Source organism: Variovorax sp. LjRoot175 (assembly GCF_964253805.1).
Classification (GTDB): domain Bacteria; phylum Pseudomonadota; class Gammaproteobacteria; order Burkholderiales; family Burkholderiaceae_C; genus Variovorax.
Genome location: NZ_CAXURY020000001.1, coordinates 3,238,301 through 3,254,592, shown reverse-complemented (window position 1 = coordinate 3,254,592; position 16,292 = coordinate 3,238,301). Strand labels below are relative to the sequence as shown.

The window sequence follows — 16,292 nt, the reverse complement described above, 5'->3', positions numbered from 1 at the left end:
GCTTTGCTCCGTTTCAGATCCGTGTGGTGCTCTGCAGCACCGTCTTGCTGACAAGGTAGGCATCGAGGCTCTCGGCGCCACCCTCGCGCCCAATGCCGCTTTCCTTGACGCCGCCGAAGGGCGCGTCGGCGCCCGGGGTGGCGAAGCTGTTGAGGCTCAGCACGCCGCATTCAAGTTCGCGGCTGATGCGCTCGGCGTCGTGCAGCGAATTGGTGAAGGCGTACGCCGACAGGCCCACCGACAGGGCATTGGCCAGCTCCAGGCCTTCGTTCAGGCTCGCGACTGGCACGCACAGGCCAAGCGGGCCGAAGGGCTCGGTCGTCATGGCATCGGCCGCGAGCGGCACGTCGGCCAGCACGGTGGGTGCGTAGAAGTAGCCGCGCTCGCCGATGCGCTGGCCGCCCGTTGCGACGCGGGCGCCTCGGGCCCTGGCATCCTCGACGAGGGCCTGGATCGCCGCCAGTCGCCGGCCGTTGGCCACCGGGCCCATCTGCACGCCGGGTGCAAAGCCATCGCCGACCAGCAATGCGCCTGCCGCTTCCGCGAAGCCCGCCACAAAATCCTCGTAAACGCTCCGGTGGGCGATGAAGCGCGTTGGCGAGGCGCAAATCTGGCCGGCCATCCGCATCTTGGCGGCCGCCGCCATGCGGCCCACCTTGGCGCCGTCCACGCCTTCGCCGATCAGCACCGGCGCGTGGCCGCCCAGCTCCAGCAGAGTCGGCTTCATCGCCGCACCGGCCAACTGCGCCAGCTGCTTGCCGACCTGCACCGAACCCGTCAGGGTGATCATGCGAATGACGGGCGAGGCTATCAGCGTGGCCGAGATCTTCGCCGGCTCGCCGAACACGAGGTTCAGCACGCCGTGCGGCAGGCCGGCATCGGCGAAGCACTGCACGAAGGCGCACGCGGTGCCGGGCGTCTCCTCTGCGGCCTTGAGGACTACCGAGCAGCCCGCAGCCAGCGCTGCGCTGACCTTGCGGGCCGGCGAACTGAGTGGCACGTTCCAGGGCGTAAACGCCGCAACGGGGCCGACCGGCTGGCGCAGCACCATGCGCTGCTGCTGCGGACCCGAGGGGATCACGGTGCCATAGCTGCGCAGGCATTCCGCCGCGTCCCACTCGAGAAATGTGATGGCCCTGTCAACCTCGGCACGGCCGTCGCCGAAGGGCTTGCCCTGTTCCAGGGTGATGATGCGGCCGATCTCCTCCTGGCGCTCCTTCAGCAGCGCGGCGGCGCGCTGCAGCAGCTGGGCGCGTTCCTGGGGCGGCGTGTCGCGCCAGACCAGGAAACCCTTCTGCGCAGCCTGCAGGGCGTTCTCCAGGTCCTGGAGGCTGGCGCCCGGCACCGGGCCCAGCAAGCTCTCGTCGCTGGGATTGCGCACGTCATGGCAGGGCGGCCGGTCATGGATCCAGCGGCCGTCGATGAACAGGCCGATCCGGGGATAAGTCATGGGTGTCTTTCTTCGCATGCCGCAGCCAGGCGCCCATGTCCGCGGCGGCCACAGTCCGCCGGCCTTGACGAGGACATCGCTGACGAGCGGCGAGGATGTGGCAGCGCTCAGTCCGCCACGTACTTGAGCCAGCGGCCGCCGTCGACGATCAGGTTGTCGCCGGTGATGTAGCCGGCCAGGTCCGACGCCAGGTAGACCGCGGCGTTGGCGATGTCCGCCTTCGCGCCGAAGCGACCGAGCGCCGTCTTCTTCGCTTCCAGGTCACCCTTGCCTGACTCGATGTACATCCGCTTCACCCCTTCGGTATCGCCGATCGGCCCAGGGGAGATGGTGTTGACGCGGATGCCGTCACTGCCCCATTCGACCGCGAGGGTGCGCGACAGAGAAAGGATGCCGCCTTTGGCCGACGCAGCGTGCACGGCGCCTGGCCAGCCGCTGACCCCCAGCATCGTGATGATGCTGATGATGGAGCCGCCGTGCTTCGAAGCCTTCAAATGCGGGTACGCGGCATGACAGCCGTAGAACGTGCCATTCAGATCGATGTCGATGACGGTCCGGAAGCCATTCGGCGACAGCTCGGCGCTGGGGCAGACGAAGTTCCCGGCGGCGTTGTTGACCAGGATGTCGAGCGAGCCGAAGCGTTGCACCGTCGCTTCGACGGCGGCCTTGACCTCGTCGTAGTTGCGCACATCGCATTTCGCGGCCGCGGCCTCACCGCCTTCGCGATTCAGGGCATCCGCGGCGGACTGGACGCGGTCTTCGTCGCGGCCGACCAGCATGACGGCCGCGCCGAGGCGCGCGTAGGCAGTGGCGATCTCCAGGCCGAGGCCAGTGCCGCCGCCGGTGATGAGGGCGGCGCGGCCCTTGAGCGTGTCGTTGGTGAACATGCAGTTTTCTCCGTGTGTGACTGTTCCACTGCCTGCCTTACCGCAATCCATGTGCCAGCACACCGTGTCCCTGGGCGTTGGCGCTGCTGTACCCTGCGGCTCGTTGCTCCGCCTCGACCGGCTGGCAGGGAGCCGCACCCGAGGCCACGCTGCCCAAAGTGTCTTTTGCGAACACGGCGTGTTTTCGAAGAGGACAGAAATCCCGGCCGTAAGACGTGTTTGCCCGTCATCGCGCCGGAAATCCGCGTGGCATGTGGATTGCAGTAGACATCCATCGCTGCAACGGAACGCGGCGCGAAGGATCCAAAAATGAGCAACCAGTTGGTCAAGACGGTCAAAGAAGGCCACGTGCTAGTGGTGCGATTGGACAGCCCCGAGAACCGCAATAGCCTGACCACGGAGCTGCGCCGGCAACTGGGCGAAGCTGTGGCGCAGGCCGACGGCGATCCCTCCATACGCGCGATGTACTTGACCGGCGAGGGCCCGACGTTCTGCTCGGGCGGCGACTTCAAGATGCTGCAGACCCAGGTCGACCCGTGGCCCGTGCACCGGCGCTTCAGCAACCTCAAGAGCTGGCTCATTCCGCTGATCACACTGGCCAAGCCGGTGGTGGTGGGCGTGCGCGGCCCGGCGGTGGGAGGCGGTATGGGGCTGGCGCTGACCGGCGACGTGGTGATCGCGGCCGAGAGCGCGAAGTTCGTGGCCGGATTCTTTCGCGTCGGCACGATTCCCGACGTGGGCGTGATGTACTGCCTGCCCAGGTTGATCGGCATGGCCCGGGCCAAGAACTTCATCTTCAGCAACGGGACCATCCTGCCGCAGGAAGCGCTGGAGCTCGGCTTGGTGGCCAAGGTCGTGCCCGACGACCAGCTGGAGGCCGCCGGCCTGGCCGAAGCGAAACGCCTGGCCGAGGGCCCATCCGACGTGATGGGACTGGCGAAGAACCTGATGGCGCGCAGCTTCGAGACCTCGCTGCAGGACATGTTCGCCTTCGAGGGCCTGGGCGCGGTGCTGGCCATGTCCAGCCCCGAATTCCGTGAAGGCGTGGCCGCTATCGTCGGCAAGCGCGAGCCGGATTTTGCGGCCGCTGCCGGGGCGGCCTCGCACAACGCCAAGTTCACCTGAACGGGCGCAAGCTAAAGAACACAAGGAGAGATGTGATGGACGTATCGGCAGTGTTTCCCGAGTTGTCCCCGGAGATCGAGGCAGTTCGCGACATGGTGAACCGCTTCATGGAGACCGAGATCAAGCCGGTGATGGACGGCTACGAGAAGCGCCGTGAGTTCCCGCGCGAGCTGGTACGCAAGGCCGGCGAGGCGGGCCTCTACGGGGCCGTATTCCCCGAGGCCGTGGGCGGCAGCAACATGGGCTATCTGGCGGCGGCCGTGATCCAGGAAGAAATGGTGCGCAACGACGTGCGCTTTTCCTCCTGCAACAACCAGCAGGGCTCTACCTGTCCGAGCGCGATTTACTTCGGCGGCACGCCGGAGCAGATTGAGAAGTACGTGCCCGACCTGGTCGCGGGCAAGACCATCGGCATGATGTCCCTCACCGAATCAGGTGGCGGCTCCGACGCCGAGGGCAACATGAAGACCTTCGCCAAGCGCGATGGCGACGTCTACCGCATCACCGGACAGAAGATGTGGGCCTCGATGGCCAACGAGACCGATGTTGGCGTGCTGCTGGCTAAGACCGACCGCAACGCCGGCGCCAAGGGCGTGACTGCCTTCATCGTGCATCCCAAGAAGTACCCCGGGTGGAAGGCGACGCCGATCGAGTGCCTGGGTCTGTCGAAGTCCATGCGGACCAACGTCGTCTTCCTGGACGACTTCGTGGTGCCGGTGGAAGACCGCCTGGGCGAGGAAGGCGAGGGCTTCAAGATCATCATGCGGACACTGCAACCCGGCCGCGTCGGCGTCGCGGCCAAGGCCCTGGGCGTCGCGCGCCGCTGCTTCGAGGAAGCGGTGCGCTACTCGAATGAGCGCGAGCTGCGCGGGCAGCCGATCGGCCGCTTCCAGATGATCCAGGCCGACATCGCCGAGATGGCGGTGGCGATCGAGGCCAGCCGCGCGCTGGTCTACAAGGCCGCCATGCTGATGGACAACAGCATGCCGCACAACCGCTTCGCTGCCATCGCCAAGTACCACGCCTCGCAGACGGCCAAGATGTGCGCCGACAAGGCCGTACAGATCTTCGGCGGCTACGGCCTGGCCGAGGAGTACCCGGTGTCGTACTACCGCGCCTATTCCGACATGTTCTTTACCGGCGAGGGCTCGGCCAACGTGCAGAAGATCATGATTGCCGAGGACGCGCTCGGCTACAAGGTTGCCGACCGACACCACGGCAAGACAGGGCTACGCGACATCCGCAAGGACGACCCGGCCAAGCAACGCTAAGGAGGCGCCATGTCCGACCTGCTCAAGTACGACATTGCCGACGGCGTCGCCACGATCACGCTCAACCGGCCGGAGAAGCTCAACGCCTTCACCGGCGAGATGCTGGAGAAGTGGCTGCTGTCGCTGGAAGACGCCCGCACCAACCCCGAGGTGCGCGTCATCGTGATGACGGGCACCGGCCGCGCCTTCACCACAGGCGGCGACGTGGAAGGCTTCAGCGCCAGCGCGAAGCAGACTGCGGCCGGCATCCGCAGGCACCTGGTCGAAGGTATCCAGCGGCTGCCGCGCAAGCTGGCGGAGATCGACAAGCCGGTGATCGCGGCGCTGAACGGATTCGCAACGGGCGGCGGCCTGGATATCGCGCTGGCCTGCGACATTCGCTTCGCTGCCGAGAGCGCGCGCTTCGCCGAAACCTACGCCAAGATGGGCTTGATCCCCGGCGCCGGCGGCGCCTGGCTGCTGCCGCGCATCGTCGGCACGGCCAAGGCACTGGAGCTGTTCTGGAGCTGCGACTGGGTGGAAGCCCCCGAGGCCGAGCGCATCGGCCTGGTCAACAAGGTCTTTCCGGACGCCGAACTGATGGATGGCACTTATGCCTTCGCGCGCAAGGTGGCAGACGGCGCGCCGCTGGCGGTGCAGACCATCAAGCGCGTGGTGCGCCTGGGCTTGGACAAGGACCTGGGAACGGCGCTGGACATCGTGGCCTCCAGCATGCCCATCGTCCGCACCAGCGAAGACCACCAGGAAGCGCTGGCGGCCTTCAAGGAAAAGCGCACACCCCGATTCAAGGGCCAATGAGGACAAGCTGCCTGACGGTGGCTCACACACAGACATGACTGCACAAACCAATTTCTCCAGATTCCTTCAGCCCAGGAGCGTTGCCATCGTCGGCGCATCGCCTCAGGCCGGTACGCCCCGCAACGCCCTGGTGAAGAACCTCCTCAAGCACGGGTTCCAGGGCGCCGTCTACCCGGTGACGCCCAGCCACTCCGAGATCGAGGGCTTGAAGGCCTACAAAAACCTGGGCGAACTGCCCGAAGTGCCCGACGTCGCACTGGTGATCACTCCCGCGCATACCGTCGCCGGCGTGATCGCAGAGTGCGGCCAGAAGGGCATCCGCAACGCAGTGGTGTTCAGTTCCGGCTTCGAGGAGGTCGAAGGCGGCCAGGAGAATGCGCGCCAGCTGGCCGAGGCGGCCAGGACCCATGGCGTCGCGGTCGTCGGTCCCAACTGCAATGGCTTCTGGTCGGTTCGACAGAAGGCCATCATGACCTTCAGCGGCGCGGCGCTCAATATCGAGAAGATCAACCACGCCCCGGTGGCCGTGCTCAGCCAGAGTGGCGCATTGGCGGGCGCCATCGGCAATTCGCTCAACAACGCCGGCATGGGCCTGTCGTACATCGTCAGCGTGGGCAACGAGACCTGCCTCGACGTGCTCGACGCCGCCGATGCGATCATCGAGCAGGACGATGTCCGGGTGGTTGCGCTCTACCTGGAAGGTCTTGACGATGCGAGCCGGATGCTCAGGATCGCGGAGCGCGCACGCGAGCGCGGCGTGCAGATCGTCGCATTGAAAACCGGTCGATCGGCCGTCGGCCAGGATGCGACTGCCTCCCATACCGGAAAGATCGCTTCATCTCATGCCGTGTATGCCGCTGTCTTCCAACAGGCCGGCATCATCGAGGTCGACAGCATTGCCGAGCTGATCGACGCGGTCGAGGTGCTGGCCTTCATGCGGGATCCGCGTGACAGCCAGGACCCGAAGGGTGGCGTTTCGGTCCTGAGCGCGTCGGGCGGTGCCGGCGCATTGCTGGCCGACCACAGCAGCGAGCGCGGCATCACGATGGCCGAGTTCGATGCGTCCACGGTCGAGAAACTCAATGCGATCTTGCCCTCGTTTGCCCGCAAGACGAATCCGATCGACCTGACCGGCCAGGTCAACACGGTGCCAACCATGCTGAGGGACGCCTGCGAGGTCGTCGTGGCGGACTCCAGGACCGAAGCGGTCATCGTCCAGTTTGCCTCCACCGTGCGCCGCCATCTCGTGGCGAATGCGGAGGTTTTCAAGGCGCTGGCGCGCGAAGTGCCGGTGTTTCTAAGCATCATCGGGGAACCCGTCGAACCCGAGTTGGTCAAGGATTTGCGGGATGCGGGCGTGCTCCTGCGCGGCGATCCTTCGGCGGCGATGAGTGCCCTGTCTCTGCTGTACCGGCGCCGCGATGCGATGCGCCTGCCCAAGCTGAAGCCGCGCCAGCCGCTGTCGCAGCGGGCTGTTTCGGGCGACTGGTCGGACATGATGCAGTTCTGCGAGGACAGCGGTGTCACACCGGCCAAGTGGGTGGTGCTGGGGCCCGATGACCGTGCTGCTCAGGCGTGCGCGAATCTTTCCTACCCGCTGGTGGTCAAGGCGCTGCCTTCCGAGGCAGAGCACAAGACCGAGATGGGGCTGGTCAAGTTGCGCGTGGCCTCGCCTGACGAAGTCGATGCGCTGGCCGAACAGTTTCGCCAGCGCATGGGCAAGCCGCGAGCCGGCATCCTGGTGCAGGAAATGGTCGGCGACGGCGTCGAGGTGGTGCTCTCCTGCCTGCGCAACGCCGACTTCGGTCCTGTGATCTCCATCGGGACGGGTGGCGTCGCCATCGAGCTCTATCGCGATGTGGCTTACCTGGCTCTGCCTGTGTCCGAGGAACAGGTTCTTGCCGCGCTGCGCAAGCTCAAGCTGTGGACCCTGCTGCAGGGCTTTCGCGGAAAGCCTGCCGCGGACGTGGAGGCGCTAGCAGGCGCCGCAGTGCGCTTCGGCGACATGTTCCTGGCGAGTGCCGAGGTGCGGGAGTTCGAGATCAATCCCGTGATGGTGAGAAAGAAGGGCGAAGGCCTGGCTGCGGTGGACGCGCTGGTAACCACCGGCCCAGGCAGCGCGCACTGAAACCTCCATGAACCGGGGCGGCCGAGCGCTGGCAGCCCCGCCTGGCGAAGCCCGAGGTGTCCGCTCCGATATGCTAGAACGACGTGGACGTGCCTGTACAAAACAATGGAGCTTCGACATCTTCGCTATTTCGTCGCCGCGGCCGAAGAGGAACATTTCGGCCGGGCGGCCGAGCGGCTTCATGTCACGCGGCCGGCCGTCTCCAAGCTCATCGCCGACCTCGAAAGCGAGCTCGGCACGCCGCTCTTCGAACGGCTGGCGCATGGCGTGAAGCTCACGGAGGCCGGTCAGGCCCTGCTGCCGATGCTGCAGGTGGCGATCACCGACTTGAACGAGGCCTTCGCAGAGGCCAAGCGCGTGGGGCAGGGCCAGCGCGGTTCGCTGAGCATCGGGTACGGATCGCTCACATTGCTGCACCCGCTGTTCCGGATCGCGGTCAAGCAGTTTCGGCAGACCTATCCCGAAGTGACGCTGTCGCTGATCGAGGCGCCCAGTTCCGCCCAGCCCAAGGCGCTCGCTGCCGGCAAGATCCAGGCGGGATTCATGCACTTCGGTCCGCGCGCGGCGGTGCTGCGCAGACAGCGCAGCACCGCGAACCTGGCGCAGGATGAGGCGATGCTGGACTGGTTCCGCATCCAGACCTGCGGCCTGGGCGTGGCGGTGCCCAGCGACCATCCGCTCGCGCGGCGAAAGTCGGTCGCGCTGGAGGCACTCGCCGGCGAAAAGTTCATCGTGGTGCCCGGTTCCAGCCGCAGCCCCGCCTTCGGTCTGCCCCATGACCTGTGCCAGAAAGCCGGGTTCGAGCCGCAGATCGTGCAGGAGGTGAGCACCGTCACGTCTCAGCTGAACCTCATCTCCGTCGGCATGGGCATTGCCTTGATGCCGACCGGCCGCGACTTCGTCTATCCGGCGAGCGTGAGCGTCATTCCGCTGGAGAACGTGACCTATTCCACCTCGTTCATCTTCGGCTGGGTGAAGGGCAGAAGAAGTCCCGCGCTCGACCACATGATCGACATCGTCCAGAACCTGGCGCAGAAGCGGCAGCGCTCCGAGGCCGCCTGATCGACCTGAACTAATACTTCAGCTGGCGCGTGTCCCTCGTTCCCTCGAGGACGCTCAGTTCTCTACCTTGATTGCATTGTCCTGGATGACCTTGCGCCAGCGCGCCGCTTCGTCCTTCAGGAACTTCTCCAGTTCCACCCGGTTCTTCGCCATCACGCTCACGCCGAGCTTGCCGAGGCGCTCCTGCACGCCTACGTCGGCAGTCGCCTTCGCCAATGCCGCGTTCAGGCGGTCTATCGCCTGGGGAGGCGTGCCTGCCGGCGCCAGGTAGGCGTTCCAGGAAGCTGCGTGGAAGTCCGCAAAACCCTGTTCCTTCATGGTGGGCACGTCCGGCAGCAGCGGATGGCGCTTTTCGGCGGTGACACCCAGCAGGCGGAAGTCGCCGGACTTGGTGAGCTCGACGACGTCGGCCACGGTGGCGCAGATGAAGTGGACCTGGTCGCCCAGCAGTGCCTGTACCGCGGGACTGAATCCGCGGAAGGGCACGTGAGTGCCGTTGATCTTGAGTTCCCGCACCAGGCGCGCGGCTGCCAGGTGGCTCACGGAGCCGGCGCCCCCCGACGCGTAGTTCAGGCCGCTGGGCGTTGCCTTCGCCGTCGCCACCAGGTCGGCGACGGTCCGGATGTCCGATCTGGAGCGAACGGCGAAGACCAGCGGCGTGGTCGTGATGCCGAACACCGGCGCGAAGTCCCTGGTCCAGTCATAGGGCACCTGCTGCAGGCTGGGAAGGATCACATGGCCGGTCGCCATGAGCATCAGCGTGTAGCCATCCGCCTTCGACTTGGCCGCGGCCTGCGCGCCGATGATTCCATTGCCGCCGGAACGGTTGTCGATGACAACAGCCTGTCCGAGCTCGGCACTGGCCTTCTCGCCCACGATGCGCGCCACGACGTCTCCGGTCCCCCCGGCGCCATACGGCACGATGACTTTCACCGGCGCGGTGGGGAATGCGTCGGCGGCCATGGCGCCGCCGGCCAGCGCGAGCGCCATGGTCGCGACCGCAAAGCACTTTTTCAGATCAGGCATCGATGTCTCCTTGTGCCTGTGCAGATGCAACTTGCGAGCCAGTGCGCAGCGGCCCAGTTCATGGCGGATCCGACCACAGCGTGCGTGCCATGAACACAAGGTGTTTGTGCAAAACACACCTGTGCGGCGCGTCGGAGCGGCGTGCAGCTCACCGCGTCCGTGGCACGCGGATTGCACCACGTCGAATCCGCCACATGGCGGTGAAAAAGGAAGAGACATGAAACCACGTCAGGCACTCCATAGTGCGGCAGCCTTGATCTGCGCGTCCGCCACCGCTGCGTCGTATGCGCAGATAACGGACGACACCGTGAAGATCGGCGTCATCGTCGACAAGACCGGCGTCTACTCTGCGAACGGAGGAATGGGCGTGGTCCGGGCCGTCGAGATGGCCGTCAAGGACTTCGGAGGCAAGGTCCAGGGCAAGTCGGTCCAGGTCATATCCACCGACTATCAGAACAAGGTCGATATCGCAGCTTCCAAGGCGCGCGAGTGGTTCGACGTCGACAAGGTCGATGTAATCATCGAGTCGACGGACTCCGCCGCTGCAATCGCCATGCAGAAGATCGCCGCGGACAAGAAGAAGCCGATCATCTTTGCGGGCTCCGCGTCGACTGCTCTCACGAACAAGGAATGCTCGGCATACGGCATCCACTGGGTTTATGACACTTACGCGCTGGCGACTGGGACTGGCCGCGCGGTGGTCCGGAACGGCGGCGACAGCTGGTACTTCATTACCGCGGACTATGCGTTCGGCAACGCGCTGGAGGCAGACACCACGGCCATCGTGAAGGCCATGGGCGGCAAGGTCGTCGGAACGGCAAAGCATCCTCTGAACGCCTCGGACTTCGCATCCTTCCTGCTGCAGGCCCAGAACTCGGGCGCGAAGGTCGTCGGCCTGGCCAACGCAGGCAAAGACACGCAGAACGCCATACGCCAGGCGAACGAGTTTGCCATCACCACCAAGCAGACTCTGGCCGCACTCCTTGTCTTCGACACTGACGTCAAGGGTCTGGGCCTCAAGGCGGCGCAGGGAATGGTCTACACCACTGCCTTCTACTGGGACCAGAACCAGGAAACGCGTGAATTCTCGAATCGTTTCCACGCAATTCACAAAGGCATGCCGACGATGATCCATGCCGGGGCGTACTCCGCAGCCATGCATTACCTGAAGGCGATCGATGCGCGCAAGTCGGATGCTGCAGAGGGCGTTCTCGATCAGATGCGCAAGACGCCGGTCAATGACTTCTTCGCCAAGAACGGTGTGATTCGCAAGGACGGACGGATGGTGCATGACATGTACCTCGCGCAGGTCAAGACGCCCTCGGAATCCAAGGGCGAGTGGGACATCGCGAAGGTTCAAAGCACGATCCCGGGCGATCAGGCCTTTGCACCGCTCAGCGCCAGCAGCTGCCCCCTGGCCAAGACCTGAAAAAGCTCAGGCGGCGCGGGCCGCCGGGCGCGACGCACGCATCGACTCAGGGAATTCTGGAGCGCCGACCACTGAGTGGCGGTGGCATTTCGTTGGCCGCAGGGTCAATTGGCGTTACCGGGTCGGTGAAAGCTGGTTACCGTGATCCGCACTAAATGTGTCTTGACCCTGCCGGGGCGCGCATCGACCATTCCTGTATCCAAAGTAAGGCCGACACAGCATGACTCACCCACATCTACCCACCTCCCCCGAAACCGCGGCTGAGGCCTTCCGCAAGTCACCGGTCACGGGCCGCATGTTGATCGGCGGTGAGCTGGTCGAGAGCTCTGGCGGCGCGTGGATCGAATGCGTCAACCCCGCGACCGAGGATTACATCGGCAAGGTGCCGAAGGCCACCGAGGCGGACGTGCAGCAGGCGGTGGAAGCCGCCGAGAAGGCGCAGGTCAAATGGGCGGAGCTGCCGATGCAGGAACGCTCGAACTGCCTGAACCGGCTGGCCGACGCCTTCACCCGACACGCCGACGAACTGCTGATGCTCGAGGTGGCGGACAGCGGCAATGCCATCACCTCCATGAAGCCCGACCTGGCGAACTGCGTCGAGCGGTTGCGCTATTACGCCGGACTAGGCTTCGAGCTGCAGGGCCACACCATCCCTGGAACTTCGGACAAGTTGCACCTGACCCTGCGTGAACCCTATGGCGTGGTCGGCCGCATCATCGCCTTCAACCACCCCATCGCCATGGCGGTCCACGGCATGGCCTCGCCGCTGATCGCGGGCAACACGGTGGTGCTTAAACCATCCGACCAGTGCCCGCTTTCGGCCGTGCGGCTGGGCGAGATCGCCCGTGAAGTGCTGCCCCCGGGCGTGCTGAACGTCGTCACCGGCGACGGCTCTGCCGGCAATGCAATCGTGCGCCACCCGCGCGTGAAGCGTCTGTCCTTCATCGGTTCGGTGCGAACGGGCATGGCGATCCAGCGTTCGGCCGCCGAGGTGGCGGTGAAGAACATCTCGCTGGAGCTGGGCGGCAAGAACCCGTTCATCGTCTTCCCAGACGCGCCGGTGGAGAAGGTGGCTGCCGCCGCCGTTGCCGGCATGAACCTGGGGCTGCAAGGCCAGTCCTGCGGCTCCACCAGCCGCCTGTTCGTGCATGACGCGATCTACGACGCCGTGGTGAAGGCGGTCGCCGAGAAGTACAAGGCGCTGCGGGTGGGCGACCCATTCGACTGGTCCACTCAGATGGGCGCCCTCAACACGCGCGCCCACCTCGAGCGCGTCCAGCAGTTCGTGGCTTCGGCGAAGTCCGAAGGAGCGCGCCTGGTTGCCGGCGGCGAGCGCCCGGCTGGAAAGACCTTTGAGAAGGGCTACTGGCTGCAGCCCACCGTCTTCGCGGATGTCACGCCGGAGATGCGCGTTGCCCGCGAGGAGATCTTCGGTCCGGTGCTGTCCATCCTGCGCTGGTCGGACGTGGAGGAGGTCATCGCCATGGCCAACTCGGTGGAGTACGGCCTGACCGCCGCAGTCTGGACCAGCGACATCACCCAGGCCCTGCGCACTGCAAAGCGCGTGCAGTCCGGCTTTGTCTGGGTCAACGGCGTCAACTCGCACGTGCGCGCCGTGCCTTTCGGCGGCTACAAGAACAGTGGCACCGGCCGCGAGCGCGGCATCGAAGAGCTCTACTCGTACACCGAGGAAAAGTCGGTGCAGGTCTTCCTGTGAGCTTCCCGGCCATGGACAGCAAGCAATCGACGCCGCTCCATGCGCCCGATTTCATCGTCATCGGCTCCGGCTCCGGCGGTGGCGTGGTGGCTGCACGCTTGAGCGAAAGCGGAAAGTACAAGGTTCTGTGCCTCGAGGCCGGCACCAGGGGCGCCGGCTACATCTGGACCCGCCCACCGGTCGGTGGCGGAATGATGATCGAGTCCCCCGGGGTGAACTGGTGCCAGTCCGCGCAACCCAACCCGGATCTCGGCGGACGGCGCGTTTATGTGGCACGCGGCAAGATCCTGGGCGGCTCCAGTGCCATCAACGGCCTGATCTTCAACCGCGGGCAGCGCCTCGACTACGACGCCTGGGAGCGCATGGGCTGCACCGGCTGGTCGTACCGGGATGTGCTGCCCTACTTCAAGAAGCTGGAAAGCACCGACATCGGGACGGACGAATACCGAGGCCGCCATGGCCCGATGAAAGTGACGACGGCCAGCAAGACATCTCCCTTCTACGACCTCTTCATACAGTCCGCGCAGGCCGTAGGCCTGCCGCTCAACCCGGATTACAGCGGGCCCACCCAGCACGGCGTGGCGATGGCGCAGATCAACGTATGGAAAGGCCTGCGCCAGAGCACGGCGACGCAGTACCTGGAGCCCGCGCGCAAGCGGCCCAATCTCACCATCCTCCAGGGCGCGCACGTCACTGGGCTGCTCTTCGAGGGCAAGCGCTGCGTGGGTGTGCGTTACCGCCGCAACGGCGCAATGGAAGAGGTCCGTGCCCGGCGGGAGGTGATCCTGAGCGCCGGCGCCATAGGCTCGCCACAGCTGCTGGAACTCTCGGGCATCGGCAACCCGGCGATCCTTGCCAGGCATGGCATCCCCGTTGTCCATGCGCTGCCGGGCGTGGGGGAAAACCTGCGGGACCACTTCGGCCCATCAGTGCAGTGGAAGTTCAACCGCAAGGGCCTGTCGCTATGCGATCGGGGCCGCGGCTGGGGTCTGGTTCGCGAAGTGTTGTCCTACGTCTTCATGCGCAAGGGCTTCATCTCGCAGGGCCTCGCAACGCTGCGCGTGTTCACCCGCTCGCACGAAGGCATCGAGCAGTCCGACATCGCCCTGCTCGTGAATCCCTTCATGATCGAGGTCAGGAACAAGAAGCGCCTGATGTCGCCCGTCAACGGGTTCTTCGCCTTCGCCCAGATCCAGCGCCCGGAAAGCGCGGGCAGCTCGCACATCCAATCGGCCGACCCCTTTGCGGATCCGGCGATCCACTATCGCTTCCTGGCGACCGAGAGGGACAGGCGCACCGCGGTGATGGCCGTGCGCCGCGCGCGCGAGATCGCCGCCGTTGCGCCGCTGGCGGAGGTCATCGCGGAGGAACTGCAGCCCGGCGCGCAGGTGCAGTCGGACGAGGACATCCTCGCCTTTATCCGGCGGGCCGGTAACACCACTTACCACCCGGTCGGCACCTGCAAGATGGGCCAGGACCCGATGGCCGTTGTCGATCCGAGCCTGCGGGTGCACGGCATCGCAGGCCTGCGGATCGCCGACTGCTCGATCATGCCCATGATCATTTCGGGCAACACCAGCATTCCGGCCATGATGATCGGCGAGAGGTGTGCCGACATGGTGCTGGCCGACGCCGGGCGGCCGGCCTCCCCGGCGGTTCCGGTGGTTCCGGCGACTACGGCAGTTCCGGCGACGCAGCTCACCCCGGAACTCGTGCATCACTGATGACAAGCTGGCGTGCCGCCCAGGCACGTACGCCAGAGGGTCCCGCCCTTGGCTTCTCTCAATAGTCTGGATCGTCGCACGCAGCGATCGCGCCGCCCGAGGCCGAGCAAGGTTCGGGGCTCACGGGAGCAGGCGCGCACGCGGGGCGGTAACGGCAAGTGACCCTGAGGGGCACCAAATGCCACCCCCAAGACGCGTGCGGCGTTCCAGAATTCCAACGACTAAGGAGTGACAGAACCCATGCCTTCACATACGCGCCAGCTTTCCGAATTCGCGGCCAGGCTTCAGCTGTCGGACGTGCCGCCCGAAGTGGTGGCCCGTGCGAAATCCATCATCCTCGACGGCCTCGGCTGCGGCCTCTTCGGAGCGCATCTCAAGTGGACGGAGATGCTCGGCGATGTCGTCCAGCGCCTCGAGCCGCAGGGCGGCTCGGCTTCCATCTGGGGCGCGGGCAAGACGGCCTCCGCCACCAGCGCCGTCCTGGTCAACGGCACCATGATCCAGGGCTACGAGCTGGACGACGCCAATCCCGCCTCGATCCATAGCTGCGCGGCGGTGCTGCCCGTGGTGTTCGCCGCGGCCGAGATGGTCGGTGCCGACAAGGTCGACGGCGAGATGCTGTTGACGGCGATCATCGCCGGCTTCGAAGTGGGCCCGCGCGTGGGCCTGTGCATGAACGGCAACAGGATGCTCGGCAAAGGCTGGCACACGCCGGGCCTGTTCGGCGCGTTCCCCGCGGCCGTGGCGGCCGGCCGTGTGCTGGGGCTCGACAGCGAGCAGATTTTCCAGGCCCTCGGCATTGCCGGGCCGCAGGCCGGCGGCATCCTCGCCACGCAGTTCGGCTCCATGGTGAAGCGCATGCTGTCGGCGAAGGCCGCGCAGAGCGGCCTGTACGCAGCTCTGCTGGCGGCGGAGGGCTTCACCGGCATCGCGGATGTGTTCGAGGAGGAGTACGGCGGCTTCTGCACCACCTTCACCCAGAGCACCGACCAGTTCGATCTGTCCGAACTGACCGACGGACTGGGCACGCGCTGGGAGACCATGCGCATCTCGATCAAGCGACATGCCTGCGTGGGCACCAACCTGTCGACCATGGATGCGATCGAGGATCTGATGCAGGAAGGCCTGAGGGCGGAGGACGTGGAGCGCATCACGGTGAAGATGACCGATGACGCAGTCAAGCACTCCTGGTGGCTGCCCTACGAGCCCGTCGGTCTCACAGCAGCGCAGATGCACCTGGGCTTCTGCATCGCCATGAAGCTGATTGACGGCGAGGTCTTCGTCGATCAGATGGTGGAACAGAACATGGGCCGGCCCGACCTGCTTGCCTTCGCCAAGCGCGTCGATTGCCTGCGCGACGAGTCGCGCGAGCAGAAGGGGCGTTCGTTCGCGCGCGGGACCGATGTCGAGGTGCTCCTGAAGGATGGCCGCGTGATTCACAAGGTCGTCGACCACTTCCTCGGCAGCTGGCAGAAGCCCATGAGCGACGAGCAGATGGCCGCCAAGTACCGTCGCCTCGCCGCCAAGTCGCTGTCACAGCGCAACGTGGATGAACTCGAGCACCTGGTCAGGAACCTGGAGGCCCAGCCCGCAGTGGGAAGTCTCGTCCGGATCCTGCATGGGGACCCGCTGCACATCGCGGCGCAGCACCAGCAGGCCGCACTGGCCAAGTAGA

The 16,292-nt window shown here is 65.7% G+C and carries 12 protein-coding genes; 9 read left to right on the top strand and 3 right to left on the bottom strand.

The genetic code is table 11. The features are described from left to right. Window positions 1-13: 13 nt before the first annotated feature. Together ACSQ89_RS16215 and ACSQ89_RS16210 are read right to left on the bottom strand one after the other, a co-directional pair. Window positions 14-1,450 carry an NAD-dependent succinate-semialdehyde dehydrogenase gene (locus tag ACSQ89_RS16215; protein ID WP_436290142.1) on the bottom strand — a complete coding sequence of 479 codons (1,437 nt, stop codon included), beginning with the start codon at window positions 1,448-1,450 and terminating at the stop codon, window positions 14-16. Between the two features lie 107 nt (window positions 1,451-1,557). Next, a complete protein-coding gene (locus ACSQ89_RS16210; RefSeq protein WP_436290143.1) occupies window positions 1,558-2,337 on the bottom strand; it encodes an SDR family oxidoreductase in 780 nt (259 codons plus the stop codon). 309 nt (window positions 2,338-2,646) lie between these two features. Between ACSQ89_RS16210 and ACSQ89_RS16205 the strand changes: the two genes are divergently transcribed. The 5 genes from ACSQ89_RS16205 to ACSQ89_RS16185 all read left to right on the top strand — a co-directional run bounded on the left by ACSQ89_RS16205 (window position 2,647) and on the right by ACSQ89_RS16185 (window position 8,721). Then, window positions 2,647-3,462, top strand: a complete 816-nt coding sequence (locus ACSQ89_RS16205) for an enoyl-CoA hydratase/isomerase family protein (RefSeq protein WP_436296284.1) — start codon at window positions 2,647-2,649, stop codon at window positions 3,460-3,462. A 35-nt stretch (window positions 3,463-3,497) separates the two neighbouring features. Next, window positions 3,498-4,733 (top strand): acyl-CoA dehydrogenase family protein, encoded by a 1,236-nt coding sequence (locus tag ACSQ89_RS16200; protein WP_436290146.1) that lies wholly within the window; start codon window positions 3,498-3,500, stop codon window positions 4,731-4,733. Between the two features lie 9 nt (window positions 4,734-4,742). Then, window positions 4,743-5,531, top strand: coding sequence for an enoyl-CoA hydratase/isomerase family protein (locus tag ACSQ89_RS16195; protein ID WP_436290147.1), 789 nt, complete (start codon window positions 4,743-4,745; stop codon window positions 5,529-5,531). Between the two features lie 34 nt (window positions 5,532-5,565). After that, window positions 5,566-7,659: an acetate--CoA ligase family protein gene (locus ACSQ89_RS16190; protein WP_436290148.1), complete on the top strand. Its 2,094-nt coding sequence runs from the start codon at window positions 5,566-5,568 to the stop codon at window positions 7,657-7,659. 105 nt (window positions 7,660-7,764) lie between these two features. Continuing rightward, a complete protein-coding gene (locus ACSQ89_RS16185; protein WP_436290149.1) occupies window positions 7,765-8,721 on the top strand; it encodes a LysR substrate-binding domain-containing protein in 957 nt (318 codons plus the stop codon). Between the two features lie 54 nt (window positions 8,722-8,775). Here the strand turns inward: ACSQ89_RS16185 and ACSQ89_RS16180 are convergent, their stop codons facing one another. Continuing rightward, window positions 8,776-9,747 (bottom strand): Bug family tripartite tricarboxylate transporter substrate binding protein, encoded by a 972-nt coding sequence (locus ACSQ89_RS16180; protein WP_436290150.1) that lies wholly within the window; start codon window positions 9,745-9,747, stop codon window positions 8,776-8,778. A 217-nt stretch (window positions 9,748-9,964) separates the two neighbouring features. Between ACSQ89_RS16180 and ACSQ89_RS16175 the strand changes: the two genes are divergently transcribed. From ACSQ89_RS16175 to ACSQ89_RS16160, 4 genes are all read left to right on the top strand, one after another. Then, the gene (locus tag ACSQ89_RS16175; RefSeq protein ID WP_436290537.1) at window positions 9,965-11,176 is read left to right on the top strand and encodes an ABC transporter substrate-binding protein; all 1,212 of its coding nucleotides are present in this window, start codon (window positions 9,965-9,967) and stop codon (window positions 11,174-11,176) included. Window positions 11,177-11,396: 220 nt separating this feature from the next. After that, window positions 11,397-12,893, top strand: coding sequence for an aldehyde dehydrogenase family protein (locus ACSQ89_RS16170; RefSeq protein WP_436290151.1), 1,497 nt, complete (start codon window positions 11,397-11,399; stop codon window positions 12,891-12,893). Between the two features lie 11 nt (window positions 12,894-12,904). Then, window positions 12,905-14,617 carry a GMC family oxidoreductase gene (locus ACSQ89_RS16165; RefSeq protein WP_436290153.1) on the top strand — a complete coding sequence of 571 codons (1,713 nt, stop codon included), beginning with the start codon at window positions 12,905-12,907 and terminating at the stop codon, window positions 14,615-14,617. A 240-nt stretch (window positions 14,618-14,857) separates the two neighbouring features. Continuing rightward, window positions 14,858-16,291 carry an MmgE/PrpD family protein gene (locus ACSQ89_RS16160; RefSeq protein WP_436290154.1) on the top strand — a complete coding sequence of 478 codons (1,434 nt, stop codon included), beginning with the start codon at window positions 14,858-14,860 and terminating at the stop codon, window positions 16,289-16,291. The last annotated feature ends 1 nt before the right edge of the window (window position 16,292 follow it).

Coding starts and splice junctions, on each gene's coding strand:
- ACSQ89_RS16210 (WP_436290143.1), bottom strand. CDS start 2,337: ATGTTCACCAACGACACGCTCAAGGGCCGCGCCGCCCTCATCACCGGC.
- ACSQ89_RS16190 (WP_436290148.1), top strand. CDS start 5,566: ATGACTGCACAAACCAATTTCTCCAGATTCCTTCAGCCCAGGAGCGTT.
- ACSQ89_RS16165 (WP_436290153.1), top strand. CDS start 12,905: ATGGACAGCAAGCAATCGACGCCGCTCCATGCGCCCGATTTCATCGTC.
- ACSQ89_RS16215 (WP_436290142.1), bottom strand. CDS start 1,450: ATGACTTATCCCCGGATCGGCCTGTTCATCGACGGCCGCTGGATCCAT.
- ACSQ89_RS16175 (WP_436290537.1), top strand. CDS start 9,965: ATGAAACCACGTCAGGCACTCCATAGTGCGGCAGCCTTGATCTGCGCG.
- ACSQ89_RS16185 (WP_436290149.1), top strand. CDS start 7,765: ATGGAGCTTCGACATCTTCGCTATTTCGTCGCCGCGGCCGAAGAGGAA.
- ACSQ89_RS16200 (WP_436290146.1), top strand. CDS start 3,498: ATGGACGTATCGGCAGTGTTTCCCGAGTTGTCCCCGGAGATCGAGGCA.
- ACSQ89_RS16195 (WP_436290147.1), top strand. CDS start 4,743: ATGTCCGACCTGCTCAAGTACGACATTGCCGACGGCGTCGCCACGATC.
- ACSQ89_RS16160 (WP_436290154.1), top strand. CDS start 14,858: ATGCCTTCACATACGCGCCAGCTTTCCGAATTCGCGGCCAGGCTTCAG.
- ACSQ89_RS16170 (WP_436290151.1), top strand. CDS start 11,397: ATGACTCACCCACATCTACCCACCTCCCCCGAAACCGCGGCTGAGGCC.
- ACSQ89_RS16180 (WP_436290150.1), bottom strand. CDS start 9,747: ATGCCTGATCTGAAAAAGTGCTTTGCGGTCGCGACCATGGCGCTCGCG.
- ACSQ89_RS16205 (WP_436296284.1), top strand. CDS start 2,647: ATGAGCAACCAGTTGGTCAAGACGGTCAAAGAAGGCCACGTGCTAGTG.